Annotated in this window: 22 protein-coding genes and 1 tRNA gene; 18 read left to right on the top strand and 5 right to left on the bottom strand. The window is 65.0% G+C overall.

The features are described 5' to 3' along the window. The first annotated feature begins 102 nt into the window (after positions 1–102). Together ACSSV4_RS10125 and ACSSV4_RS10120 are read left to right on the top strand one after the other, a co-directional pair. Positions 103–1,422, top strand: coding sequence for a DUF5930 domain-containing protein (locus tag ACSSV4_RS10125; protein ID WP_454275020.1), 1,320 nt, complete (start codon positions 103–105; stop codon positions 1,420–1,422). Further along, positions 1,412–1,963 (top strand): bactofilin family protein, encoded by a 552-nt coding sequence (locus ACSSV4_RS10120; RefSeq protein ID WP_454275019.1) that lies wholly within the window; start codon positions 1,412–1,414, stop codon positions 1,961–1,963. Before ACSSV4_RS10125 ends, ACSSV4_RS10120 begins: the two co-directional genes overlap by 11 nt. A gap of 815 nt (positions 1,964–2,778) precedes the next feature. On the opposite strand, the gene ACSSV4_RS10115 is transcribed toward ACSSV4_RS10120, so the two are convergent. Next, positions 2,779–3,495, bottom strand: a complete 717-nt coding sequence (locus ACSSV4_RS10115) for a response regulator transcription factor (protein ID WP_454275018.1) — start codon at positions 3,493–3,495, stop codon at positions 2,779–2,781. 76 nt (positions 3,496–3,571) lie between these two features. Between ACSSV4_RS10115 and ACSSV4_RS10110 the strand changes: the two genes are divergently transcribed. The 6 genes from ACSSV4_RS10110 (at position 3,572) to ACSSV4_RS10085 (ending at position 12,001) form a co-directional block, all read left to right on the top strand. Continuing rightward, on the top strand, positions 3,572–5,770 hold the full coding sequence (locus ACSSV4_RS10110; RefSeq protein ID WP_454275017.1) for a hybrid sensor histidine kinase/response regulator: 2,199 nt from the start codon (positions 3,572–3,574) through the stop codon (positions 5,768–5,770). A 168-nt stretch (positions 5,771–5,938) separates the two neighbouring features. Then, a complete protein-coding gene (locus ACSSV4_RS10105; protein WP_454275016.1) occupies positions 5,939–7,063 on the top strand; it encodes a cytochrome-c peroxidase in 1,125 nt (374 codons plus the stop codon). Between the two features lie 57 nt (positions 7,064–7,120). Continuing rightward, on the top strand, positions 7,121–8,194 hold the full coding sequence (locus ACSSV4_RS10100; RefSeq protein ID WP_454275015.1) for a cytochrome-c peroxidase: 1,074 nt from the start codon (positions 7,121–7,123) through the stop codon (positions 8,192–8,194). After that, positions 8,191–8,736: a Rieske 2Fe-2S domain-containing protein gene (locus ACSSV4_RS10095; protein ID WP_454275014.1), complete on the top strand. Its 546-nt coding sequence runs from the start codon at positions 8,191–8,193 to the stop codon at positions 8,734–8,736. Before ACSSV4_RS10100 ends, ACSSV4_RS10095 begins: the two co-directional genes overlap by 4 nt. Positions 8,737–8,750: 14 nt before the next feature. After that, positions 8,751–11,417, top strand: a complete 2,667-nt coding sequence (locus tag ACSSV4_RS10090) for an arsenate reductase (azurin) large subunit (protein WP_454275013.1) — start codon at positions 8,751–8,753, stop codon at positions 11,415–11,417. 59 nt (positions 11,418–11,476) lie between these two features. Beyond that, a complete protein-coding gene (locus ACSSV4_RS10085; protein ID WP_454275012.1) occupies positions 11,477–12,001 on the top strand; it encodes a DUF2478 domain-containing protein in 525 nt (174 codons plus the stop codon). A 308-nt stretch (positions 12,002–12,309) separates the two neighbouring features. Here the strand turns inward: ACSSV4_RS10085 and ACSSV4_RS10080 are convergent. Then, positions 12,310–12,384 (bottom strand) — tRNA-Thr (locus ACSSV4_RS10080). Between the two features lie 84 nt (positions 12,385–12,468). On the opposite strand from ACSSV4_RS10080, the gene ACSSV4_RS10075 reads away from it, so the two are divergent. The 10 genes from ACSSV4_RS10075 (at position 12,469) to ACSSV4_RS10030 (ending at position 22,462) form a co-directional block, all read left to right on the top strand. Next, positions 12,469–12,636 carry a hypothetical protein gene (locus ACSSV4_RS10075; protein ID WP_454275011.1) on the top strand — a complete coding sequence of 56 codons (168 nt, stop codon included), beginning with the start codon at positions 12,469–12,471 and terminating at the stop codon, positions 12,634–12,636. A gap of 5 nt (positions 12,637–12,641) precedes the next feature. Continuing rightward, on the top strand, positions 12,642–13,910 hold the full coding sequence (gene murA, locus ACSSV4_RS10070) for a UDP-N-acetylglucosamine 1-carboxyvinyltransferase (RefSeq protein WP_454275010.1): 1,269 nt from the start codon (positions 12,642–12,644) through the stop codon (positions 13,908–13,910). Further along, a complete protein-coding gene (locus ACSSV4_RS10065) occupies positions 13,907–14,377 on the top strand; it encodes a DUF2948 family protein (RefSeq protein WP_454275009.1) in 471 nt (156 codons plus the stop codon). Before murA ends, ACSSV4_RS10065 begins: the two co-directional genes overlap by 4 nt. A 103-nt stretch (positions 14,378–14,480) precedes the next feature. Beyond that, the gene (hisD, locus tag ACSSV4_RS10060) at positions 14,481–15,782 is read left to right on the top strand and encodes a histidinol dehydrogenase (RefSeq protein ID WP_454275008.1); all 1,302 of its coding nucleotides are present in this window, start codon (positions 14,481–14,483) and stop codon (positions 15,780–15,782) included. A gap of 138 nt (positions 15,783–15,920) precedes the next feature. Next, positions 15,921–16,967, top strand: coding sequence for a rod shape-determining protein (locus ACSSV4_RS10055; protein ID WP_454275007.1), 1,047 nt, complete (start codon positions 15,921–15,923; stop codon positions 16,965–16,967). Between the two features lie 33 nt (positions 16,968–17,000). Beyond that, positions 17,001–17,918 (top strand): rod shape-determining protein MreC, encoded by a 918-nt coding sequence (gene mreC / locus ACSSV4_RS10050; RefSeq protein ID WP_454275006.1) that lies wholly within the window; start codon positions 17,001–17,003, stop codon positions 17,916–17,918. Further along, positions 17,911–18,450: a rod shape-determining protein MreD gene (locus tag ACSSV4_RS10045; RefSeq protein ID WP_454275005.1), complete on the top strand. Its 540-nt coding sequence runs from the start codon at positions 17,911–17,913 to the stop codon at positions 18,448–18,450. Before mreC ends, ACSSV4_RS10045 begins: the two co-directional genes overlap by 8 nt. Next, positions 18,447–20,390 carry a penicillin-binding protein 2 gene (mrdA, locus tag ACSSV4_RS10040; RefSeq protein ID WP_454275004.1) on the top strand — a complete coding sequence of 648 codons (1,944 nt, stop codon included), beginning with the start codon at positions 18,447–18,449 and terminating at the stop codon, positions 20,388–20,390. The genes ACSSV4_RS10045 and mrdA overlap by 4 nt, the downstream gene beginning before the upstream one ends. Beyond that, positions 20,387–21,526: a rod shape-determining protein RodA gene (gene rodA / locus ACSSV4_RS10035; protein ID WP_454275003.1), complete on the top strand. Its 1,140-nt coding sequence runs from the start codon at positions 20,387–20,389 to the stop codon at positions 21,524–21,526. The genes mrdA and rodA overlap by 4 nt, the downstream gene beginning before the upstream one ends. A 3-nt stretch (positions 21,527–21,529) precedes the next feature. Next, on the top strand, positions 21,530–22,462 hold the full coding sequence (locus ACSSV4_RS10030; RefSeq protein WP_454275002.1) for a 2-hydroxyacid dehydrogenase: 933 nt from the start codon (positions 21,530–21,532) through the stop codon (positions 22,460–22,462). Positions 22,463–22,559: 97 nt separating this feature from the next. On the opposite strand, the gene ACSSV4_RS10025 is transcribed toward ACSSV4_RS10030, so the two are convergent. The 3 genes from ACSSV4_RS10025 to pncA are packed head-to-tail and all read right to left on the bottom strand — an operon-like array spanning position 22,560 to position 24,518. Further along, positions 22,560–23,345: an SseB family protein gene (locus ACSSV4_RS10025; protein ID WP_454275001.1), complete on the bottom strand. Its 786-nt coding sequence runs from the start codon at positions 23,343–23,345 to the stop codon at positions 22,560–22,562. Next, complete coding sequence (locus ACSSV4_RS10020) at positions 23,338–23,925, bottom strand: uracil-DNA glycosylase family protein (RefSeq protein ID WP_454275000.1); 588 nt, start codon at positions 23,923–23,925, stop codon at positions 23,338–23,340. The genes ACSSV4_RS10025 and ACSSV4_RS10020 overlap by 8 nt, the downstream gene beginning before the upstream one ends. Further along, a complete protein-coding gene (pncA, locus tag ACSSV4_RS10015; protein ID WP_454274999.1) occupies positions 23,922–24,518 on the bottom strand; it encodes a bifunctional nicotinamidase/pyrazinamidase in 597 nt (198 codons plus the stop codon). The genes ACSSV4_RS10020 and pncA overlap by 4 nt, the downstream gene beginning before the upstream one ends. Positions 24,519–24,524 lie beyond the last annotated feature (6 nt).

Genomic DNA, 24,524 nt, shown 5'->3' with positions numbered 1-24,524 from the left:
TCTTGCCCAAACTCTGCCCGGTGGCTAAGCACTAGCCCAAGACGTCGGCCAACTGCCTCAAAGAACGTCGACTGGTGGAAGGACAACAAGGGACCAGACCGCGTGAGAACACGACTCGGCATCAAGCTTCATTCATTCCTCGAACGCTACTTTCCCGAAAGACGGGTCTTTCTGCGTTCCGATACCGACACACGCTTCATCCGACTTGGCCCGGCGACGCAGCTGATCGCATGCGGCGGTGCCGCGACCATCGTGGCCTGGTCGATCATCGCGACCTCGGTGCTGGTGATGGATTCGATCGGCGCGGGCAACTTCCGCGAACAGGCCAAACGCGAGCTTCAGACCTACGAAATGCGGCTCAATGCCCTTGCCGCCGAGCGCGACAAGCGCGCGCAGGAGACGCTCGCGGCGCAGGAACGCTTCAGTTTCGCGCTCGAACAGATTTCCGCGATGCAATCTGAGCTGCTGGCCTCCGAAACCCGGCGGCAGGAGCTGGAGACCGGCATTGAGGTCATCCAATCCACGCTGCGGCGCACGATGACCGAACGCGAGACCGCCGAGGCCGAGGCCGAGCGCCTTGCCGCACGGATCGAAGCGGGCGGTGAAATCGGCGATGACGAAAACGGCAACCCTGGCAGCGACAGCACGGTCGATTTCCTGTCCGCCGCTCTTGCCGATACCGCCGCGGCGCGCGACAAGACCATCGCCGATGCGCAGGAGGCGCTCGTCCGGGCCGACGAAATGGCCTATGAACTGCGTCTCTTGCAAGATCAGAACGACCAGATTTTCAGCCAGCTTGAAGACGCCATGGCGATCTCGGTCGAACCGCTCGACAAGATGTTCCGCGCCGCCGGCCTCAATACCGACCGGCTGCTCGACACGGTGCGCCGGGGCTATTCCGGTCAGGGCGGGCCGCTGATGCCCGCCTCCTTTTCGACGCGCGGCGAGACGCTTTCGCCGGACGCAGAGCGCGCCAATCGCATTCTCGGTCGCCTTGACGAGCTCAACCTGTACCGCCTTGCCGCCGAAAAGGCCCCCTTCGCCCTGCCCGTCAAGAGCGGGTTCCGCTTCACCTCGGGATTTGGCACGAGATGGGGGCGCCTGCATGCAGGAACCGATTTCGCAGCCCCGCACGGCACTCCGATCTTTGCGACCGCCGACGGCGTGGTCAGCCATGCCGGCTGGCTGGCGGGTTACGGTCGCCTTGTCAAGATCGAGCATGCCTTCGGGATCGAGACCCGCTATGCCCATATGTCGCGAATCCGCGTGCAGCCCGGTCAAAGGGTCTCGCGCGGGGACCGAATTGGTGATATGGGCAACACAGGACGGTCCACCGGCACCCATCTGCACTACGAAGTCCGCGTGGACGGCAAGGCCGTCAACCCCATGACCTATATCAAGGCAGCGAGAAATGTTTTCTAAGAGCAAGATCAACGAACCCGCGCAGAAGCCCGCCGAGAGCAAACCGGCCGCCCCCGAGAACCGTCTCGACAGCGCCCGCCCCGACAGCAGCGCGGGCGAGTTCAAGACCCAATCCGCCAAGGCGAAACCCCCCGCGTCGGTGCTCTCGTCCGACCTGCACATCACCGGCAATCTCAAGACCACCGGCGACATCCAGGTCGAGGGCACGATCGAGGGCGACATCCGGGCGCATCTTCTGACGATCGGAGAGGGTGCCACGATCAAGGGCGAGGTGATCGCCGATGACGTGGTGATCAACGGCCGGATCGTGGGCCGGGTGCGCGGCCTCAAGGTGCGCCTCACCTCCACCGCGCGGGTCGAGGGCGACATCATTCACAAGACCATCGCCATCGAAAGCGGCGCGCATTTCGAAGGCTCGGTGCAGCGTCAGGACGATCCGCTTTCTGGCAACAAATCCGCCGCCAAACCTGCACAGTCCCATGGCCAGCAGCCTGCCGCCAAACCGGCAGAGGCAACGGCTGCAGACGCCAAGCAGTCCTGATTTTCTGAAGATTTTGAAGGGTGCCCGGCCCCGGCCGTGGCACCTTTTTCATGCGCTTCGCCAGTGCAGGCGTTGCCCGAGTAGCGGCCCCGCACCCAACCCGGCGCCGACCCTGTCGTGATCGACTTCGCGATGCCGATAGCGCGCCCAGATGAAATGCCGGTGCCGTGCCTGCCAGTTGATTTTCACAGTAAGCTGCGAGGTCAGGTCAGATCCGGCCCCGAAGCCGCCAGCGCACCGGCCGACCGAAGCCGGGAACCACCCCGCTCCGCGAGATTTTCGACGCGGAACGGTCACCTGTTGCAACGAACCGGTCGTGCCGGAAAAACTTCGAGACGTAGAACGCGCTATCGAGATCCGCCCTCACATCCGACGGCCTCTCTTCGATATGCAGCGAGCCCCCGGAACCGCCGTGATGATCGTGCCCGCCCCGCAGCCGGGGCACGCGGCGTGCCGCGAAGACGCAGGCAGTGACGAAGCGCCCTTGCCTCGCAGCGCGTCCTTCACGACCGCATCCCCCTTCATCAACTGCTCGCGCGTGCACCGCAGCATCTTTGCCCGAGTGCTGCTTTTGCGCAAGACGGATGTAGACGCTCGCTCAGGAGACATCGCGTCGGCAACCTGGTCGGAACAGGCCGAGGACTGGCGCGACATCGCGGTAGAGGCGGCAACCGGAACGCACGGGATTGCCCCAAGCCCCGGATGTCACCCTCGACCGCGGCGGGCCTCGCGTCCGGCAGCGATAACATCCCTGGCCGCAACCCGGCTCAGCGTCGAGGTGCAGGATGTCCGGTATCGTCGCGCGGGTCGGATGCTCACTCGGCGTGCACTTCCGCGGCGAGACTGTATCCCGCACCATGAACCGTCCGGATCAGCGACTCTTCGTCGCTGGGTCGCACGATCTTCTTGCGCAGTCGCGCTACATGGGCGTCGATGGCGCGGTCCGTCACGGTAATGGCATGGCCGTAGATGGTCTGCATGATCTTGTCGCGGCTGACCACGTCGCCGGCATTTTCGGCCAGCACCTTGAGCAGATTGAACTCCATCCCCGTGAGCGCCACCTCGCGCGCGTCCGGCCCTGAAAGTTGCCGCCTGGGCAGATCGAGCACGAAGCCCATGAAGCGCAGGGTGCGGACCTCGGGCAGCGCCTCGTGGGTCGCCCCCATGGCCTTGGATCGGCGGAGCACGGAGCGCACCCTTGCCAGGAGTTCGCGCGGCTCGAACGGTTTGGAGACGTAATCATCCGCGCCCAATTCCAGACCGATGATCTTGTCGAACACATCCTCGCGTGCGGTCAGCAGGATGATCGGCAGCCGCGACGAGCGGCGCAGTTCGCGCGTCACCTCGAAGCCGTCGATATCGGGCAGGCCCACATCAAGCAGAACGAGATCATACTCGGCATGCTCCATCGCCAATCCCATGCGGGTGGCAGAGCCGACGCACTGCACGTCAAAGCCCTGCTTGGTCAGGAAACGGTCCAGAAAGCCCGTCATCTGACGGTCGTCATCGACGACAAGTATCCGCTCTGTCATTGAGGTGCATCCCCGCACAAGTTCTTGCCACGGTATGGCAATGGCGCGATTGTAGCGGAACTCGGAAAGGCCCGACATGACCTCGATCAAACGCACCTACAAGCTTGCGATGGCCGCTGCGCTGCTGGTGCTGGTCACGGTGGCAACCGGCCTTTACCTCGGCGCGCAGACACGCGCGCAATTCACCGATATCGCCGATAGCTGGACGGATTACGCCGAGGACCCCGAGAAGAAAGGCGTCTGGATCAGTTCGCTGCGTGGTTATCTTGGCTATGGCGGGATCATCCACAATTTCAAGAATTACGTCATTCGCAAGGATGACGCCTATCGCACCCGGATGATCGATCAATTGACGCAGTTCGATGCGGTCATGGCCAGCTACCTGTCCGAACCACTGCCGGGCGCCGAGCGCCGCGCGCTGGAAACCATCCGGGCCACCATCGAGGACTATCGCGCGCGCATCGAGATCGCGGATCGCGCCGTGGACGGGAATTGGCCCGCAGAGCGCACCGACCGGCTGGTCAGGGTCGACGATACCGAGGCGATCCTGGCGCTGCGCAATCTGGAAATGCTGTGGATGGACAGCCGGGCGCGCAGCACCGAGCGGATCATCGCGGCGGTGATGCGGGGCGAGACGCTGATCGGCTACGGATTTCTGGCGATGGTGCTGCTGGTGGCGGCGGCGCTGAGCATTGCGGTTTTGATCTTGCTCTTGATCCGCGACATGCGCGGGGCCAATATCCGCCTGACCGAAGAGCTTGAGCGCCGCCGTGCGCTGCAACGTTCCGAACAGCGGCTGGCGCAGGCGGTCGAGCAGAGCCCGGCCACAATCCTGATCACCGACACCCATGGCCGCATCCAATATGCCAACCGCCGGTTCGAAGAACTGTCGGGCTGGTCGCGCGACGAGATCACCGGGCGCACGCCCAAATTCCTGCAATCGGGTGAGGTGCCCGAAGAGACCTACGCCGATCTGCGCGCCACGCTGGAGCGTGGCGCGGTCTGGCGCGGCGTGCTGCGCAATCTCGACCGGGCGGGGCGCAGCTATTGGGTCGACAGCACCATCCTGCCACTGCGCGCCGAGGATGGCACCATCCACAGCTATCTCGGCATCGGCGAGGATATCACCGAAAAGCGTCAGGCGCGCGAGCAGGTGGCGCGGGCACAGAAGATCGAGGCGGTCGGCCTTTTGGCCGGTGGCATCGCGCATGATTTCAACAATATTCTGACCGCGATCCTCGGGGCGGCGCATCTGGCCTCTCTCGATGCCGCGGCGGGCAGCGACCTGGCCGAGGAGGTGGAACAGATCGACATCGCCGCACGACGGGCGCAGGCGCTGGTGCGTCAGCTTTTAGGATTTGCCCGGCGCGAACCGGGCACGCCCCAGCCCACCGACCTTTGCGGCGCGATTTCCGAGGTCAACCGCCTGATGCGCGCCGCCATCCCGCCGACGATCCGGATCGAGGGGGTGCGCGATTGCACGCCCGTCACCGTGCAGGCCGATCCGACCCATCTGCACCAGATCCTGATGAACCTGACCGCCAATGCAGCTGAGGCGATCGGTGATGCTACGGGGCATATCCGCATTTCTGCGCACGTCATGGATGTGCCGCCCGAGGGCCTGCCCACGCGGGCCGAGGGCTGGGTAGAACTTGTGGTCGAGGATGACGGGCCGGGAATGTCCGAGGACAGCGCCGCGCGCATCTTTGACGCCTTCTACACCACCAAGCCGCTGGGCAAGGGAACCGGGTTGGGCCTGTCGGTGGTGCAGGGGCTGGTGCAGGACATGGGTGGGCGGATCACGGTCGAGACGAGCCCGGGCAACGGCACGCTGTTCCGCCTTCTGTTGCCGGGAGCCGCGGCCGAGATGCGGCAAGAGGCCGCAATCCCCGTGCCCGAGCGCGGCCATGAAAGCCTGATGATCGTCGATGACCAGACCGAGGTGGCGGCAACCCTGCGTCGGGGTCTCATGCGGATGGGCTATCAGGTCGAGGCCTATACCTCGCCGCGCATCGCGCTGGAGCGGTTCGAGAAGGCCCCCTTGCGCCACAGCCTGCTGATCTCGGACGTGGTGATGCCCGAGATGAACGGCATCGAGATGGCCCGCGCGATGCGCGAGATGCGCCCCGACCTGCCGGTGATCCTGTGCACCGGGTTCAATCCCACGGGTGTCGCGCTGCCGGGCGGGCCGACCGAGGTTCTGGCCAAGCCGCTCGACCCGGTGGAGCTTGCGCGCCATGTGCGGCGCATGCTGGATACGCGCCGCGCCGCCTGATCGGGCCTCATCGCTCCGTCACATTTCGTCACAACTTTTCGCATTTCGTCACAGCGCCCGCAACAACCGTGCGGCTGCGCGTGGCTATGCTCCGGTCAAAGCCAGGAGCGGGCCAGCCCGATCCAAGCGGTCAACGCGCTCCGGCAGAACACCAGATCGGAGGATCAGATGACACGATCAACCAGACCAACGCGGAGACCGGCGCTGCTGGTCGGGATATCCGCCTTGGCAGTGAGCCTTGCCGCGCCCATGGCAAGCGCGGAGGAGGTCGCGCCGCTCGCCCCCCTGCCCGACGCGGCAGAGGTCAACACCGCGCGCGCAGAATTGGGCAAGAAGCTGTTTTTCGACGCCCGCATGTCGGGCGATACCGCGCTGTCCTGTGCGTCCTGTCATGACCCCGAACAGGGCTGGGGCGATGGTGAGGCGCTGTCGGACGGCTATGGCGACCTGCTCTATTTCCGCAACGCACCCGGCCTCTTCAACGTGGCCAACCGCAATTATTTCATGTGGGACGGGCGGCTTGACGGATCGGATCTCGGCACCGCGGTGCGCGACATGCTGACCGAGGCGCACACCATGCACATGGACAGCCGCCTTGCGCAGGAGCGCCTCAAGCAGGTGCCGCAATACATGGAGATGTTCGATGCGGCCTATGGCAACGAGCCCTATGGCGGGCGCATGTATGGCGCGATCGGCGAGTTCCTGAAGACCATCCGCACCGAGAACGCACCGTTTGACGCCTACCTGCGCGGGCAAGAGAATGCGATTTCCGACGCCGCCAAGCGCGGTCTGGCGCTATTCGAGGGCAAGGCGGGCTGTGCGTCGTGCCATTCGGGCGAAATGCTCTCGGATGGCGGTATGCACGCGACCGGCGTGCCGGATCACCCTGACCTTCTGGGCCTTGATCCCGAAAAGCTTGAGGAAACGGCGCAGCGCCAGATCACCATGTTGCGCCATTACGCCACTATGGGCACCCCCAATTACATGAACCTGCGCGAGGATGTGGGCCAGTATGTCGTGACCAAGGACGATGCCGATATCGGCAAGTTCACCACACCGTCGCTCTGGGATGTGGGGCAGACCGCACCCTATATGCATTCAGGTGTCTTCGATACGCTGGCCGAGGTGGTGGAATTCTATAACGCTGGCAATGGTCGCATGACGCCGCTGAAGCTGTCCGAGACAGAAAAAGCCGATCTGGTGGCCTTCCTTGAAAGCCTGACAGGCGACGAGCCATCTGTGACCGAACCCGAGCTCCCGGACTACGAGCTTCGTGACGTTGGCAAGAACTGAGGAGATGGTTCGATGAAAAAGACTTCAGCAATCTTGACGGTTGGCTCCGTCCTTGCAATGGCAAGTTTTGCCTTCTCGCAAGAAGGCGGCACGCTCCTCGAAACCTTGCCTGCGCCTCCGGTTCCTGCCGATAACCCGATGACGCCGGAGAAAGTTGCGTTGGGCGAAAAGCTGTTTTGGGACGGGCGGCTTTCGGGCAACGGCTCCATGCCCTGCTCGGCCTGCCACCTGCCCGATCTGGGCTGGGGCACCGGGGGTGCCATCAGTTTCGGCTATCCCGGCACGCAGCACTGGCGCAACAGCCAGACCATCCTCAACAGCGCCTATTACAACAAGCTTTTCTGGGAGGGCAGCGCCACGTCGCTTGAATCGCAGGCCAAGGGCGCGGCGGGCGGTGCCGTTGCTGGCAATGGTGACGGCTCGATGATGGAGATGCGCCTGCGCTTCGTTCCCGACTATGTCGCGGCCTTCAAAGAGGTGTTTGGCACCGAATGGCCGCAGGTCGCGCATGCCTGGGACGCCATCGCCGCGTATGAGCGCACCATCGTGACCGATGCCACCAAGGTGCCGTTTGACCGCTATCTCGCAGGTGATGCGGAGGCCATGAGCGACGCCGCAAAGCGTGGCATGGAGCTTTATAATGGAAAGGCGGGCTGTATTTCGTGCCACAACGGCGCGCTCGCCTCGGATCAGAAGTTCTATGACACCGGCGTGCCTGCTGCGGCGGAGTTCGAGCAGGATCCGGTTCATCAGATCACGCTACGCTGGGAGCTTTACCAGAAGGGCGTGCCCGAGGAGGTCTATCGCAAGGGCGATGACGATCTGGGGCTCTACCACGTCACCAAACGTCCGGGCGACAAGGGCAAGTTCCGCACGCCCTCCTTGCGAGAGCTGCGTTGGACCGAGCCTTACATGCACAATGGCGCGCTCTGGTCGCTGGAAGAGGTTGTCGATTTCTACGACGCGGGCGGCGGCGAGGGGCAGAGCGCCGGGCTGCAACCGCTGGGGCTGAATGAGGGCGAAAAGGCCGATCTCGTGGCCTTTCTCGAGGCGCTCTCGATGGACGAGCCGATGCTGGCCGAGCCGCCGGAACTGCCCGAAACCGCAACATGGTCGGAGTTTCTGAAATGACCCAAGTCACCAAGTCGAACCCGAAGGCGCATGACTGCACGTCCTTCAGCCGCCGCAATTTCCTGATCCTGGGCGGTGCGTCGATCACCGTGCTGGCTACCTATGGTGCAGGGGCCGAGGCGCAGGAACTCGTTTCCTCATCCTATGTGCGCACGGTTGTGGGCCGTCTTTCGGAGCTGGAGCCGGGCGTCGCCACGACCTTCTATTACCCCAATGATGACATCGAGAATGTCCTTGTCATGCTCGACGAGGCCGCCGGTGGCGGTGTGGGCGAGGGGCGCAACATCGTGGCCTTCAATACCATCTGCCCGCATCAGGGCGGCTATATGGGGGCCGCGGATTTCAAGCAGCCGCATTCGGTGCTGGGGCCGTGCCCGCTGCATTTGTCGACGTTTGATCTGACCAAGCACGGCATGCTGGTCTCGGGTCATGCGGTCGAAAGCCTGCCGCAGATCGTGCTTGAGATCGACGGCGACGACATTGTCGCGACCGGGGTGATGGGGCTGTTCTACGGCTACAGCCAGAACCCGACCGGCGCGTGAGAAAGGATAGAGACATGGCACAATCCACCGTCAAGAACCGCGAATTCGTCCCGCTTCCGCCGCCCGATGCGGAGATCCTTACCACTGCGTGCAGCTATTGCATCGTGGCCTGTTCCTACAAGGTCTACCGCTGGCCGGTGGGCCGCGAGGGCGGCACGCAGGCCGACCAGAACGCCTTTGGCGTGGATTTTCCCACCTTTGGCGCACCATGGGTCGCGCGCAGTCAGCACAATATCGGCATGCATGACGGCACGCCGCACCACTTTGTCGTCATCGCCGATGCCGATGCCGAGGCAGTCAACCCTGGCGGCAATTACTCGGTGCGCGGCGGCACGCTGGCGCAGAAGATCTACAACCCCGACACGCCGACCAAGGACCGCCTGAAATACCCGATGGTGCGCATCGGCGGCGTGCTCACACCGGTCAGCTGGGATCTGGTGACGGATGTGATGGCGGAAGTCTCGCAACACGTGCTCTCGAAATACGGCGAGCACGCCTGGGGGATGAAGACGTTTTCCTATGAGTATTTCGAGAACACCTATGCCATCCGCAAGCTGGTGGATCGTGCGATCGGCACGCCGGTCCATGCCTGGCACGACAAGCCGATGCGTGGGCCGGACGCGACCGGGCTCGATGATGCCGGGATCAACTCCTTTGCCGCCACCTACGAGGATTGGGGCAAATGCGATGTAGCGTTCCTGTCGGGCGTCGACCCCTATGAGACCAAGACGGTGCTCTTCACCGAATGGATGATGGGCGGCGAGAATCCGGGCAAGAAGATGATCTTTGTCACCCCGCACCGGACGATGGGTGTGGAATACGGGATCAAGAATGGCGGTCTCTGGCTGCCCGTCATCCCCGGCACCGACACCGCGCTGCATCTGGCCATCGCCAAGATCATTATCGACAACGGCTGGCAGGATCAGGCGTTCATCGACACGTGGGTGAACAACCGCTGGGAGCTTGAATCGGGCTACGGGCGCGGCACCCGCAACACCGGCTGGCAATGGCGCACCACATGGGGCCGCTGGCAATCGGACTGGGAGGATTTCCAGGAATTCATCGCCAACGAGCCCGCCGCTGTGCTCGAAGAGGCCGCGCGCATCACCGGTCTGCCCGCCGAGGATATCCAGCGCGCCGCCGAGATGATCGCCAAGCCGCGCGAGGATGGCAGCCGCCCGAAAACCTCCTTCATGCTGGAAAAGGGCAATTACTGGTCCAACAACTACATGAACACCGCCTCGCTCTCGACACTTGGCCTGATCTGCGGCGCGGGCAACCGCCCCGGCCAGGTGATCAGCCGTGGCGGCGGGCACCAGAGAGGCGGCATGAGCGCGGGCCCCGGCAAAGGCTGGCTCAGCCCCGAAAAGCACCCCGGACGCCGCAAGAAGCCGCTCAACGTCGATCGCTGGGTGATGGACGGCAAGGTGCGCTTCATGTGGACCATGGGCGTCACCTGGTTCCCGGCGATGCTGGCCAGTCAGGAACTGGCAAGCCGGGTGGCCGATCTCACGATGCGTAACGAGCACCAGCCGCGCTCGGTTGATCGTGATCACCTCGTCGAGGTGCTGAAGGCGCGCGTGGACAGTGGTGGCATGGTGCTGGTCGACAGCAACATCTACCCCGTGGAGCCGCTCAACACCCAATACGCCGATATCGTGCTGCCTGCGGCGGGTTGGGGCGAGGTGGATTTTGCCCGCTGCAATGCCGAGCGCCGCCTGCGCCTTTATGCCAAGTTCAACGACGCGCCGGGCGAGGCAAAACCCGACTGGTGGGCGATCGGCCAATTCGCGCAGAAGATGGGGCTCGAAGGGTTCGAGTGGGCCGAAAGCAACGATGTCTTTGAGGAGGCCGCGCGGTTCTCGCGCAATGGCGTGCTCAGCTACAACGTGCTGGTGAAGGAGGCGCAGAAAGAGGGCAAGAAGGGCCACGAGAAGCTGCGTGAACTGGGCACCACGGGCATTCAGACCCCGATCCGCATGGTGAATGGCGAGATGATCGGCACCGGACGCCTGCATGATCCCGCCAATGACTGGGGCGAGGTCGAGGGCGACACCAAGGACCAGAAATGGCTCTATGCCTTCGGCACCCATACCGGCAAGGCCAACATCCTCAAGACGCCGTGGGTGAACGACAGTTGGTCGGATTTCTACGAGGCGATCAAGCCACGCGCCGAGAAGGGCGAGATCTGGATCACCAATGGCCGTGTGAACGAGGTCTGGCAGTCGGGCTTTGACGATCTGCGCAAGCCCTATCTGGCGAAACGCTGGCCCTGGCCGCATATCGTGATCCACCCCGATGATGCCGCGCCGCATGGCATCGAATCGGGCGATCTGGTCGAGGGGTTCAACGACACCGTCTATGTCCAGTCGGGCGAGCCCATCGGCGTCAAGGAAGACGATCTGAGCTTCACCAAGCTGATGGAGAACGGCCATATCAAGACCACCACCGGGCAGTTCGTCGCCGTCGCCATCGTCTCGGACGAGATGCGCCCCGGCGTGGCCCAGGCGGCGTTCAACTATCCCGGCTCGATGGCCAACTCGGTGTGCCACGCGGTGCCCGATCCGGTCACCGGCAACTACCGCTACAAGCTGGGCCGTGGTGTTCTGCGCAAGGTGGGCGAGAGCGCCTACAAGGACAATTTCCTCGAAATGTCGCTCAAACCGCGTCCCATCGCCTGAGCGTCTGCCTGCCGCCGGGGCGCGCCCGGCGGCAGGGCCTTTGCACAAGGAACACGACCATGCAAATTGCCTTCATCCATGCCAGATCGCGCGGCGGGGCCGACGACACGCTGCGCAGTGTCGCCGCCACGTTGCGGTCAGAGGGGCACCGCCTCGCGGGCGTGATGCCGGAGCCCTGCACCGCGCCGGACCGCCACGCCTGCGACATGGACCTCATCGACCTTGCCTCGGGTGCGCGGCTTAATATCAGCCAGAAACTGGGGCAGCACTCCACCGGGTGCCGTCTGGATGGCGCGGCCATCGAGGCGGCGGCGATGGTGGTCGCGAACGGGCTTGGCGCTGCCAGGCTTGCCCCCGACCTGATGATGCTCAACCGTTTTGGCAAGCAGGAGGCGACGGGCCACGGCTTTCATCCGGTGATCGTCTCTGCGCTGGAGCGCGCCGTGCCGGTGCTCTTGGGGGTCAACGACCTCAACCGCCCGGCATTCGAGACATTCGCGGCGGGCCTGGCCGTGGAACTGCCCGAGGACCCCGATGTGGTGCTGGTCTGGATCGCAAGGCACTTGCGCCAGCACGCCGCCTGAGGTGGCACCGCGACCGCGCCGATGGCGGCGCGTATCGAACGCTTGAGCCGTGGAAGTTCGACCTGACCGAGCAAGTCGATTGAACCGTGCCGCCGCAGGAACCGCTCAGCGATCTTGCTGGACCTGCCAAGAACGTCCGTCAGGTCACTGATACATGTATCTAAAACATTAAAAATTTCACAGGCGGGACTAGGCTCGGACCGGTCGTTCCTGCGCGTCTGCAGTCTGTCCGAAATGGGGTGTATGACACTCCGGCCTCGCCGTTCCCCGTCAAAGACCTCGCGGGAATTCCCGGTCAAAAAAGCAAATGGTGCTGCTGGGGAGGATTGAACTCCCGACCTCACCCTTACCAAGGGTGCGCTCTACCACTGAGCTACAGCAGCACGTGGCGCGCTGATTAGACGCTAATGCCCCCTCGCGCAAGGGGTAACTGGACGGTTTTTCACCGCTCCTGTAAGAGAGATCGCATGAACAGGAAAACCACACCGGACAAGCCCGCAAAAAAGGGGCAGAGCCGCGAGGACAGGCTCAAATCGGCGTTGAAGGCCAATCTCGCGCGGCGTAAGGCGCAGATGCGGGCGCGTGATACACAAGAGGCAGGCAAGCCGCCAAGCGGCGACAAGGACAAAGGGTAGAGCAGATGGATTCGATCGTCGTCACGGGCAATGGCCCTCTCAAGGGACAGATCCCGATCGCGGGGGCCAAGAACGCCTGCCTCACGCTGATGCCCGCCACGCTGCTCAGCGAGGAGCCGCTGACCCTGACCAACGCGCCGCGCCTGTCGGACATCAAGACGATGAGCACGCTGTTGCAATCGCTCGGGGCCGAGGTCACGCAGATGCAGGGCGGCAAGGTGCTGGCGCTGTCGTCGCACGCGCTCGACAATCACGTGGCCGACTATGACATCGTGCGCAAGATGCGCGCCTCGATCCTGGTCCTTGGCCCGATGCTGGCGCGCGACGGGCACGCGGTCGTGTCGCTGCCCGGCGGCTGTGCCATCGGCGCGCGGCCCGTCGATCTTCATCTCAAGGCGCTGGAGGCCATGGGCGCCGAGTTGGACCTGCGCGAGGGCTATGTCCATGCCAAGGCGCCTGGCGGGCTGAAGGGCGGCACGTTCGAATTTCCCATCGTCTCGGTCGGGGCCACGGAAAACGCGCTGATGGCGGCGACACTGGCCAAGGGCACGACCGTGCTGAAGAACGCCGCGCGCGAGCCCGAGATCGTGGATCTGGCACACTGCCTGCGCCGCATGGGCGCGCAGATCGAGGGTGAGGGCACCTCGACGATCACCATTCAGGGGGTCGACCGTTTGGGCGGGGCGACGCATCCGGTGGTGCCCGACCGGATCGAACTGGGCACCTATATGCTGGCGCCCGCAATCTGCGGTGGCGAGGTCGAATGCCTCGGCGGGCGGATCGACCTCGTGCAGGCGTTCTGCGAGCGGCTCGATGCCGCCGGTGTCTCGGTCGAGGAAACCGAGAGCGGCCTCAAGGTCAGCCGTCAGAATGGCCGCGTGCGGGCCGTTGACGTGATCACCGAACCCTTCCCCGGCTTTCCCACCGACCTGCAGGCGCAGATGATGGCGCTGATGTGCACCGCCGAGGGCACCTCGGTACTGGAGGAACGGATTTTCGAGAACCGCTTCATGCATGCGCCGGAACTGATGCGCATGGGGGCGCGTATAGACGTGCAGGGCGGCACCGCGACGGTCACCGGCGTCGAGCATCTTAAGGGCGCGCCGGTGATGGCGACCGACCTGCGCGCCAGCGTTTCGCTGATCCTCGCCGGATTGGCGGCCGAGGGCGAAACGGTGGTCAACCGGGTCTATCATCTCGATCGCGGGTATGAGAGCGTCGAGGAGAAACTCGGCAATGTCGGGGCGAAGATCGAAAGGATCAGCGGCCAATGACCGAAGACGCCAAATTCGAAGACGGGCGCGAGACACCGCTCAATCTGGGTGCGTTCGATGTCGATGATCTGCAGGTGATCTCCAGCCTCGCGCAGGATGCGGTCTTTCCGATCACCGAAATGACATGGCGCGCGGGAGAGCGGCGCTTTGGCCTGCTGCTCAACCGCTTCCGCTGGGAGGATCAGGGCCGCGAGCGGCACGCGCCCGAGCGGGTGCAATCGGTGCTGGTGGTCGAGAACGTGCTGCGCGTCGCGAGCCAGGGCATCGACCGGAATGACGCGGATACCATCCTGTCGCTGCTGTCGGTGAGTTTCGAGCCGACCGGTGACGGCGCGGGCCATCTGCTGCTGACGCTGGCCGGTGACGGCGCGATCCGGCTCGAAATCGAGGCGCTCGAGGTCACGCTCAAGGACGTCACGCGACCCTACCGCGCGCCGTCGGGCAAGGAGCCCCGCCACTACGCCTGATACCTTCGGCAGACGAAGGGAATTGAGTATTTTTGCCATAAAGAAACCCCGGGCTTGAGACACACTCACCTCCCCGCTATCTGCCTTGCCGAAAGGACCCGCCATGCCCATCACGCTCGACGCCACAGCGCCCGATTTCGAGGCGCGGTTCACCGCCCTTCTGAGCATGAAGCGCGAGGACAGCCCGGACGTGGATGACACCGTCGCCGCCATCATCAAGGACGTGCGCGCGCGCGGCGATGCGGCGGTGATCGAGCTGACCGCGAAGTTCGACCGGATGGAGCTGACGCCGGAGACCCTGCGTTTTTCGCCCGAAGAGCTGGCCGACCTCGTTGCGCAGGTGCCGCAGGCCGAACGCGAGGCATTGGAGCTCGCCGCCGCCCGCATCCGGGACTATCACGAACGGCAACTGCCCAAGGATGCGAGCTGGACCGAGGAAAGCGGCGCGGTGCTCGGCTGGCGGTGGACGCCCGTGGGCGCGGCGGGGCTTTATGTGCCGGGCGGCCTTGCCTCCTACCCGTCCTCCGTGCTGATGAACGCGATCCCGGCCAAGGTGGCGGGGGTGGAGCGGCTGGCCATCGTGGTCCCCACCCCGGACGGAAAGGCCAATCCGCTGGTGCTGCTGGCCGCGCAGATCGCGGGCGTGGACGAGATCTATCGCATCGGCGGCGCGCAGGCGGTGGCGGCGCTGGCCTATGGTACCGAGAGCATCGCGCCGGTGGACAAGATCACCGGGCCGGGCAATGCCTTTGTCGCGGCGGCCAAGCGGCGGGTGTTCGGCAAGGTGGGCATCGACATGATCGCGGGGCCGTCGGAGATCCTGGTGATCGCCGACAAGGGGCAGAATGCAGACTGGATCGCGCTCGACATGCTGAGCCAGGCGGAACATGACGAAAGCGCGCAGGCGATCCTGATCACCGACGATGCGGGGCTGGCGCGCGACGTGGGTGTGGCCATCGAACGCCATCTGCAAACGCTGGAGCGTCGCGCCATCGCGGGCGCAAGCTGGCGAGATTATGGCGCGATCATCACGGTGCCCGACCTCGCCACCGCAGCCACGCTCAGCAACCGCATCGCGCCCGAGCATCTGGAGCTTTGCGTAAGCGATCCCGACGCACTGTCTAAGGACATAACCCATGCCGGCGCGATCTTTCTCGGGGCCTGGACGCCCGAGGCCATTGGCGACTACGTGGGCGGGCCCAATCACGTGCTGCCCACGGCACGCTCGGCGCGGTTCTCGTCGGGCCTGTCGGTGATGGATTTCCTCAAGCGGACGACACTGGCCAAGATGACACCCGAAGCCCTGCGCGCCATCGGGCCCGCCGCCGAGACGCTGGCCCGCTCCGAAAGCCTTGAGGCGCACGGATTGTCGGTGCGTGCACGGCTCGATCATCTCAACGGCTAGACCGGGGCGGCGGTTTGGTGCTTACGGGGTCGAAACAGCCCCTTTCGCCCATGCAAGGCGCCAACTATAAGGGCATTTGGTCCCCGACCTCCCGAGTCGCGGGCAAATCTTCATTGGGGCGACAGGACACAGACCTAAATGGCAATTTTTGACAGAATTCCCAGTCTCTTTTCATCGGACATGGCGATCGACCTGGGAACGGCGAATACGCTGGTCTATGTCAAGGGACGCGGTATCGTCCTGTCGGAACCCTCGGTGGTGGCCTATCACATCAAGGACGGCGTCAAGAAGGTGCTCGCCGTGGGCGAGGATGCCAAGCTGATGCTGGGCCGCACGCCGGGCAGCATCGAGGCCATCCGCCCGATGCGCGAGGGCGTGATCGCGGATTTCGACACCGCAGAGGCGATGATCAAGCATTTCATCCGCAAGGTTCACAAGCGCTCGACCTTCTCCAAACCCAAGATCATCGTCTGCGTGCCGCATGGCGCGACCCCGGTCGAGAAACGCGCCATTCGCCAGTCGGTGCTCTCGGCGGGTGCCCGCCGCGCCGGCCTGATCGCCGAGCCGATTGCGGCGGCGATCGGCGCGGGCATGCCGATCACCGATCCGACCGGCAACATGGTGGTCGATATCGGCGGCGGCACCACCGAGGTGGCGGTGTTGTCGCTGGGTGATATCGTCTACGCCCGCTCGGTCCGGGTGGGCGGCGACCGGATGGACGAGGCGATCATCAACTATCTGCGCCGTCAGCAGAACCTGCTGGTCGGCGAGGCCACGGCAGAACGGATCAAGACCTCGATCGGCACCGCGCGGATGCCCGATGACGGGCGCGGCACGTCCATTCAGGTGCGCGGTCGCGACCTGCTCAACGGGGTGCCGAAAGAGACCGAAATCAGCCAGGCGCAAGTCGCCGAGGCGCTCGCCGAACCGGTGCAGCAGATCTGCGAGGCGGTGATGACGGCGCTGGAGGCGACGCCACCCGACCTTGCCGCCGATATCGTAGACCGGGGCGTGATGCTGACGGGTGGCGGGGCGCTGCTGGGCGATCTCGATCTGGCACTGCGCGAACAGACCGGGCTGGCGGTGTCCATCGCCGATGACAGCCTCAACTGCGTGGCCCTGGGAACGGGCAAGGCGCTCGAATTCGAGAAACAGCTGCGCCACGCGATTGACTACGACAGCTAACCCGCCCACCTTTTAGAGCAAAAGGGGGATACCGTGGCCAGGGATCGCGGACAGAGCGAAGACTATAGCGGCCCGCTCAAGCGTCTGCTTTTGGGCGTGATCCTGCTGTGCCTGCTCGGTCTGTTCCTGGTGTGGCGCATCGACAGCCCGCGCGTGGAGCGTTTCCGCGCGCAGGTGGTGGACCGGGTCGTGCCCTCCTTCGACTGGGCGATGGCCCCGGTCACGGGCGCGGTCAACATCCTGCGCGATTTCCAGAGCTATCAGCGCATGTACCAGCAAAACCAGGACCTGCGCCGCGAATTGCAACAGATGAAGGCTTGGAAAGAAGCGGCGCTGCAACTTGAGCAGGAAAACGCGCGCCTGCTCGATCTCAACAATGTCCAGCTTGATCCGCGACTGACCTACGTCACTGGCGTGGTGATGGCCGATAGCGGCTCTCCGTTCCGGCAATCGGTACTGATCAACGTGGGCTCCCGCGACGGGATCATGGATGGCTGGGCCGCGATGGACGGGCTGGGCCTGGTCGGGCGCATCTCGGGCGTGGGGCGCAATACGGCGCGCGTGATCCTGGTCACCGATACGTCAAGCCGCATCCCCGTGACGCTCCAGCCCTCGGGGCAACGCGCGCTGATCATCGGCGACAACTCCATCGCACCGCTGGTGGATTTGATCGAAACCCCCGATCAGGTGCGCCCCGGCGACCGGGTGCTGACCTCGGGCGACGGCGGGGTCTTTCCCGCCGGTCTGCTGGTCGGGCAACTGGCCGAAGATCCGGGCGGGCGCATGCGGGTGCGCATCGCCGCCGATTACGAGCGGCTGGAATTCCTGCGCGTGCTGCGCAGCTATGCGACCGAAGAGATCGAGACGCCCGGCGATCTGATCGCGCCGTCCTCCCTGCCCGGCACGGCACCGCTCGATCCGGCCATCGCGGCGGAGGCGAGCAATGGCTGATGCGCTGCTGCCCCGGATCTGGCTTATGCGCGCGCTCTATCTTGGGCTGAGCCTTCTGTTGATCTTCGTGCATCTGCTGCCGCTCGACATGATGCCGCCGGGCTGGGCCGGGCCGAACCTGTTTCTGGCGCTGACCTTCGCCTGGGCGGTGCGGCGGCCCGATTACGTGCCATTGCTGCTGGTGGCGCTCGTCGCGCTCGGGATGGATCTGCTGTTGCAGCGCCCGCCGGGGCTCTGGGCCGCGATCACCGTGCTCGGGCTCGAGACGCTGCGCAACCGCGCCGCGTCGCTACGCGACCTGACCTTTGCCGCCGAATGGGCCGCCGTCAGCAGCACGCTGGTCATCATGACGCTGGCCTACCGGATCATCCTCACCGTCCTGATGGTGGATCAGGCGCCGCTCGGGCTGAGCCTGCTGCAATTGCTGGCCACGCTGCTGGTCTATCCGCTGGTGGCGCTGCTGTCACATGGCCTGCTTGGCGTGCGCAAGCGCGCACCGGGCGATTTCGATCCCGCGACGGGGCGCGCATGAGACGCCCGACCCGCGATACCGCCGAGAGCCAGCGCCGCATCACCCGGCGCGGGCTGATTGTGGGCGGCCTGCAGGTTGGGGTGATGGGCGCGCTTGCGTTCCGCATGCGGCACCTGCAACTGGACCAGGCCGATCAATTCCGCCTGCTGGCCGATGAGAACCGGATCAACATCCAGCTTTTACCGCCGGCGCGCGGCCGCATCTTCGACCGCACCGGCCAGATCATCGCCGAGAATGTGCCGTCCTACAGGATCACCATGATCCGCGAACAGGCGGGCGACGTGGACGCGGTGATCGCGCGGCTCGCGCGCCTCGTGGACCTGGACCCGGGCGAGTTGGAAAAGGCGCGGCGCGACCTGCGCGACCTGCGCGGCGACACGCCGGTGACGCTGGCCGATCGGGTCAGTTGGGAGGCGATCAGCCGGGTGGCGGTCAACGCCCCCGCCCTGCCGGGCGTCCTCCCCGAGGTGGGTCTGTCGCGACGCTATCCGCTACGGGACGACTACGCGCATGTGGTGGGCTATGTGGGCGCGGTCAGCGACAGGGATCTCGAACGGATCGAGGCCCCCGAGGCGTTGCTGCGCCTGCCCCGCTTTCAGATCGGCAAGATCGGGCTGGAGGCCAAGCGCGAGGATCTGCTGCGCGGCACCGCCGGCAGCCGCCGGGTCGAGGTGAACGCCGCCGGGCGCATCATGCGCGAGCTTGACCGCCAGGAAGGTCAGCCCGGCGCCGATATCCAGATCACCCTCGACAACGAGTTGCAAGGCTACACCCATGCCCGGCTCAAGGGCGAAAGCGCGGCGGCGGTGGTGATCGACTGCGAGACCGGCGATCTGCTGGTCAGCGCGTCCTCGCCCAGCTACGACCCCAACCTCTTCGTGCGCGGGATATCCGTCGCCAATTACCGCGCGCTGCTGGAGAATCCCTACCGTCCCCTGCCCAACAAGGCGGTGCAGGGCATTTATCCGCCCGGTTCCACCTTCAAGATGGTGACCGCGCTCGCCGCGCTCGAAGATGGGCAGATCGACCTCAACGAAACGGTCTATTGCCCCGGCCACAAGGACGTCAGCGGCCGCCGCTTTCACTGCTGGAAACGCGGCGGGCATGGCAATGTGGATTTCCATCGCTCGCTGCGCGAAAGCTGCGACGTCTATTATTACGAACTGGCCCTGCGCACCGGGATCGAGAGGATTTCCGCAATGGCCAACCGCCTCGGGCTTGGCGTGCAATTCGATCTGCCGCTGACCTCGGTGGCGCAGGGTCTGACCCCGACGCGGGAATGGAAACTGGCCAATCGCGGCGAGCCCTGGGTGGTGGGCGACAGCATCAACGCCTCGATCGGTCAGGGCTTCGTGCTGGCCTCGCCGATGCAACTGGCGGTGATGACGGCGCGGTTGGCGACCTCGCGGCAGGTCACGCCCCGCCTGGTGAAATCCATCGACGGGGTCGAGCAGCCCTCGGGCCATGGCGAGGATCTCGGCCTTAACGAAAACCACCTGCGCGAGGTCCGCCGCGCCATGTTTGCGGTCACCAACAGCAATCGTGGCACCGCCTATCGCAGCCGCATCGTCGAGGACGCGCTGCGCATGGCCGGCAAGACCGGCACCAGCCAGGTGCGCAACATCTCCTCGGGCGAGCGGGCGACCGGCGTGCTGAGCAACAACGCCCTGCCGCGCGAACAGCGCGATCACGCGCTGTTCGTGAACTATGCCCCGCACGACGCGCCGAAATATGCCGTGGCGGTGGTCGTCGAACACGGTGGCGGCGGCTCGACGGCGGCGGCCCCGATTGCCCGCGACATCACGCTACAGGCACTCTATGGCGGCGACCCCCCGCTCGAGGCCTATCCCACAGCCGACCGCCCGCGCATCCGCACGCAGCAGGACGAATTGCGCCAGCAACGTCGGCGCCCCGAAACCGATGAGAAAGATCGCGCATGAGCTATCTCGAACATACGGTCAAGACCACGCCGAGCGGGCCACGCAAGATCCTCTATCTCAGCTGGCCGCTGGTGATCCTGCTGATGGCGGTGGCCTCGGTCGGTTTCCTGATGCTCTATTCGGTCGCGGGCGGTTCGCTCTCGACCTGGGCCGAACCGCAGATGAAGCGCTTTGCCCTCGGGCTCGTGGTGATGCTGGTAGTGGCGCTGATACCGATCTGGTTCTGGCGCAACGTCTCGCTGGTGGCCTATCTGATCTCGCTGGCGCTGCTGGTCGCGGTGGCGCTGATCGGGATCGAGGGCAAGGGCGCGCAACGCTGGCTCGATCTTGGGTTCATGCGCCTGCAACCCTCGGAACTGATGAAGATCACGCTGATCATGGTGCTGGCGGCCTATTACGACTGGCTGCCGATGTCGCGCGTCTCGCGCCCCGTCTGGGTGCTGCTGCCGGTAGCGGTGATCCTCACGCCGGTGGCGCTGGTGCTGCGCCAGCCTGATCTTGGAACCTCGATCCTTCTTCTGGCGGCGGGCGGAGTGATGATGTTCGTCGCAGGCGTGCATTGGGCCTATTTCGCGACCGTGATCCTCGCGGCAGTGGGGTTGATCTTTGCGGTCTTCCAGAGCCGAGGCACCGACTGGCAAATGCTGGAAAACTACCAGTATCGCCGCATCGACACTTTCCTAAACCCGGAGAACGATCCGCTTGGCGCAGGCTATCACATCACCCAGTCCAAGATCGCCCTTGGCTCGGGCGGCTGGACCGGGCGCGGCTTCATGCAAGGCACGCAATCGCGGCTCAATTTCCTGCCCGAAAAGCACACCGATTTCATTTTCGTCACCCTGGCCGAGGAATTCGGCTTTATCGGCGCGGTCTCGATCCTGGGGCTCTATGCGCTGATCCTGATCTTCTGCATCGCCGCGGCACTGGCCAACAAGGACCGGTTTTCCTCGCTGCTGATCCTTGGTATAGCGATGACGTTCTTCCTGTTCTTCGCCGTCAACATGGCGATGGTGACAGGGCTGATGCCGGTGGTGGGCGTGCCGCTGCCGCTGGTGAGCTATGGCGGTTCGGCCATGCTGGTCCTGATGATCGGCTTCGGCCTTGTCCAGAGCGCGAATGTCCACAGACCAAGGTGATCCATGCCCGTCAACGTCCTCTTTGCCGCGCGCCCCGACCACTGGCGCATCTACGAAACCCCGCTCAAGAAAGCGCTCGCGGATCGCGGGGTCGAGGCTAATCTCTCTCCCGATCTCGCCCCCGAGGAGGTGGATTACATCGTCTATTCTCCCAACAGCACAGTACAGGATTTCACCCCCTACACCCGCGCCAAGGCGGTGCTCAATCTCTGGGCCGGGGTCGAGAATATCGTCGACAACCCGACCCTGCGCATTCCATTGGCGCGGATGGTCGACCACGGGCTGACGCAGGGCATGGTCGAATGGGTCACGGGTCATGTGCTGCGCCATCATCTGGGCATGGACCGGCACATCCTCGGGCAGGACGGGGAATGGCGCGCGGAGGCGCCGCCGCTGGCCAGCGACCGGCGGGTCACCGTGCTGGGTCTGGGCGCCTTGGGAGAGGCCTGCGCGCGGATGCTGGTGCGCCTCGGCTTTGCCGTCACCGGCTGGAGCCGCAGGCCCAAGGACATCCCCGGCGTCAGCTGCCTGTCGGGCGACGCCGGGCTGCAGGCGGCGCTCAACGCCGCCGATATCCTCGTGCTGCTGCTACCGCTGACCGATGAGACCGAGAACCTGCTGAACGCCGACACCCTTGCGCGCCTGCCCGAGGGTGCCATGATCGTGAACCCCGGGCGCGGTCCGCTGATCGACGATGACGCGCTGATTGCCGCGCTGGACCGGGGCCATGTCGCCCATGCCACGCTCGATGTCTTCCGGGTCGAGCCGCTGCCCGCCGATCACCCGTTCTGGGCGCATCCCAAGGTCACCGTCACCCCGCATATCGCCTCGGAAACCCGGCCCGAGACGGCAGCGGAGGTGATCGCCGAGAATGTCCGCCGGGGCGAGAGCGGCGAGCCGTTCCTGCATCTCGTCGACCGCGAACGCGGCTACTGAGGCGCGCACGCCCCCGTCATCCTCGGGCGAGACGCGCGGATCTCTACCATCCCGCAAGATCCCCGCCTGCGCCGGACTGATGCCCCGCATGGCTCAGCTACCGCAACTTCGGCGGGCGGTCCGGATCCGATCCGGGGGCCGCAGGTGGCTCCACCACCGGCGGTTCCGGCAGGTCGAACCGCAGCCCGCAGCGTGCTAACCGCGCCGCCGCCGGGTCGGAGGCGTCAAAGAACACCACGTCGAGCGACGTCGCCTCGAGCCCGGAAAAGACCAGCACCTCCGACACCGCCCGCGCCAATGCGCCTTGCGCCTCCGGCACGGCCCCGACAAAACCCAGCATATGCCCCCGCGCGCCGCTCTCATAGGTCACGCCCACCAGATAGGCCATGCGTGCCTGCCCCGTCATGCTCGCCAGCCGCGCGTCGAGCGCGGTCAGCATCGCCTCCGGCAATCCCTTGGGCGCGCTGAACTCCTGCGCCCGCGCCTCGACCTCCGAGGGCCCCTCCGAGAGTGTCTCGGCCAGCCAGTCCACCGCCTCGGGCGGAAGCAGGATCGCCGACGGGGCCACGTCGAGATTGAGGCCAAGCCCCACCCCCTGCCCGGCCAGCATGGCCGTGATGCTGCGCCCGCTCAGCGCGGCATAGGGCACCGGGCGGCCTGCAAAAAGCGCGAGCCGGTCCTCGCGGTCGAACACAAGGACAAAGGAATTCTCTGGCAATTCAAACACTTCGGGATCGAGCACCTCGCCCTCCGGCTCGGATTTCAGAAGCAGGCAAAGCTCGCTCGCGGCCAGTGTCTCGTAGAACCGCAGGCGCGCGCCCGCATCCTCGGGGGCCGCCTCCATCGCGGCATGGGCTGCATCGAGGCGGGTCGCATCAGTCATGGAGAACCTTCTGAACTTGCGCGCGTAATTCGGGCAGCACCTCGGCCTCGAACCACGGATTTTTCTTCAGCCAAGCGGTATTGCGCCACGACGGATGCGGCAAGGCGAAAAGCCGCGGTGCATGGTCGCGCCAGGCCTTCACGGTTTCGGTCACGCCGGTCTTGACGCCCAAGTGGTATTTCTGGGCATAACCGCCCACGACCACGATCAGTTCCACCTTTTCAAGCGCTTGCATCACCCGGTCATGCCAGGTGAGGCCACAGATGCGCGGCGGCGGCAGGTCCGACCCCTTGGCGTCATAGCCCGGAAAGCAGAACGCCATCGGCACGATGGCGACGCGCGATGTGTCGTAGAACTCGGCCGCGCTCAGCCCCAGCCAGTCGCGCAGCCGGTCACCTGACGGATCGTCGAAAGGCTTGCCTGACTTGTGCACCAGCTTCCCAGGCGCCTGTCCGGCGATCAGCATCCGCGCGGAGGGTTGAAACCACACCACCGGGCGCGGCGCGTGGGCGGTGTGGGTGGCGGCGAACCGCTCGGCGCAAAGCCGACAGGCACGGATATCGGCGACAAGATCGCTCACGCAAGCACCACGCCCGCCTCCCGCATGCCCGCAAGTGCCGCGGCGAGCGAGCCGTCAAGGTCAATGCCGCGCACCAGATCCTGCTGCACCGTCACCCGGTAGCCGAGCCGAGCCGCATCCACTGCAGAAAAGTTGACGCAGAAATCGGTGGCCAGCCCCACCATTGTCAGATCGTCGATGCCGCGCGTCTGCAGATAGCCGTGCAGCCCGGTGGCGGTGGTGTGATCATTCTCGAAGAACGCCGAATAGCTGTCGATTGCAGGATTATACCCCTTGCGGATGATCAGATCGGCGCGGTCGGTATCCAGCCCCTCGTGAAACGCCGCCCCTTGGCTGCCCTGAACGCAATGATCCGGCCAGAGCACCTGCGGCCCGTAGGGCATGTCCACCATGTCAAAGGGGGCCTTGCCGTCATGCGACGAGGCGAAGGAGGAATGCCCCGCCGGGTGCCAGTCCTGCGTCAGGATCACCGCCGGGAACTGCGCCATCAGCGCATTGATGCCGGGCACGATACGGTCACCTTCGGGCACGGCGAGCGCGCCGCCGGGGCAGAAATCATACTGCATGTCGATCACGATCAGAGCGGATGTCATTGGCAT

This window comes from Roseovarius sp. MBR-154, assembly GCF_053628595.1.
This window is presented reverse-complemented; position numbering and strand designations above follow the sequence as displayed.

Excerpts from the sequence above, each read along its gene's own strand:
- murA (WP_454275010.1), top strand. The coding sequence starts at position 12,642 with ATGGATTCGATCGTCGTCACGGGCAATGGCCCTCTCAAGGGACAGATC.
- hisD (WP_454275008.1), top strand. The coding sequence starts at position 14,481 with ATGCCCATCACGCTCGACGCCACAGCGCCCGATTTCGAGGCGCGGTTC.
- ACSSV4_RS10025 (WP_454275001.1), bottom strand. The coding sequence starts at position 23,345 with ATGACTGATGCGACCCGCCTCGATGCAGCCCATGCCGCGATGGAGGCG.
- ACSSV4_RS10100 (WP_454275015.1), top strand. The coding sequence starts at position 7,121 with ATGGCAAGTTTTGCCTTCTCGCAAGAAGGCGGCACGCTCCTCGAAACC.
- ACSSV4_RS10110 (WP_454275017.1), top strand. The coding sequence starts at position 3,572 with ATGACCTCGATCAAACGCACCTACAAGCTTGCGATGGCCGCTGCGCTG.
- ACSSV4_RS10075 (WP_454275011.1), top strand. The coding sequence starts at position 12,469 with ATGAACAGGAAAACCACACCGGACAAGCCCGCAAAAAAGGGGCAGAGC.
- ACSSV4_RS10085 (WP_454275012.1), top strand. The coding sequence starts at position 11,477 with ATGCAAATTGCCTTCATCCATGCCAGATCGCGCGGCGGGGCCGACGAC.
- ACSSV4_RS10105 (WP_454275016.1), top strand. The coding sequence starts at position 5,939 with ATGACACGATCAACCAGACCAACGCGGAGACCGGCGCTGCTGGTCGGG.
- pncA (WP_454274999.1), bottom strand. The coding sequence starts at position 24,518 with ATGACATCCGCTCTGATCGTGATCGACATGCAGTATGATTTCTGCCCC.
- rodA (WP_454275003.1), top strand. The coding sequence starts at position 20,387 with ATGAGCTATCTCGAACATACGGTCAAGACCACGCCGAGCGGGCCACGC.
- ACSSV4_RS10055 (WP_454275007.1), top strand. The coding sequence starts at position 15,921 with ATGGCAATTTTTGACAGAATTCCCAGTCTCTTTTCATCGGACATGGCG.
- ACSSV4_RS10045 (WP_454275005.1), top strand. The coding sequence starts at position 17,911 with ATGGCTGATGCGCTGCTGCCCCGGATCTGGCTTATGCGCGCGCTCTAT.
- mrdA (WP_454275004.1), top strand. The coding sequence starts at position 18,447 with ATGAGACGCCCGACCCGCGATACCGCCGAGAGCCAGCGCCGCATCACC.
- ACSSV4_RS10120 (WP_454275019.1), top strand. The coding sequence starts at position 1,412 with ATGTTTTCTAAGAGCAAGATCAACGAACCCGCGCAGAAGCCCGCCGAG.
- ACSSV4_RS10030 (WP_454275002.1), top strand. The coding sequence starts at position 21,530 with ATGCCCGTCAACGTCCTCTTTGCCGCGCGCCCCGACCACTGGCGCATC.
- ACSSV4_RS10090 (WP_454275013.1), top strand. The coding sequence starts at position 8,751 with ATGGCACAATCCACCGTCAAGAACCGCGAATTCGTCCCGCTTCCGCCG.
- ACSSV4_RS10095 (WP_454275014.1), top strand. The coding sequence starts at position 8,191 with ATGACCCAAGTCACCAAGTCGAACCCGAAGGCGCATGACTGCACGTCC.
- ACSSV4_RS10065 (WP_454275009.1), top strand. The coding sequence starts at position 13,907 with ATGACCGAAGACGCCAAATTCGAAGACGGGCGCGAGACACCGCTCAAT.
- ACSSV4_RS10115 (WP_454275018.1), bottom strand. The coding sequence starts at position 3,495 with ATGACAGAGCGGATACTTGTCGTCGATGACGACCGTCAGATGACGGGC.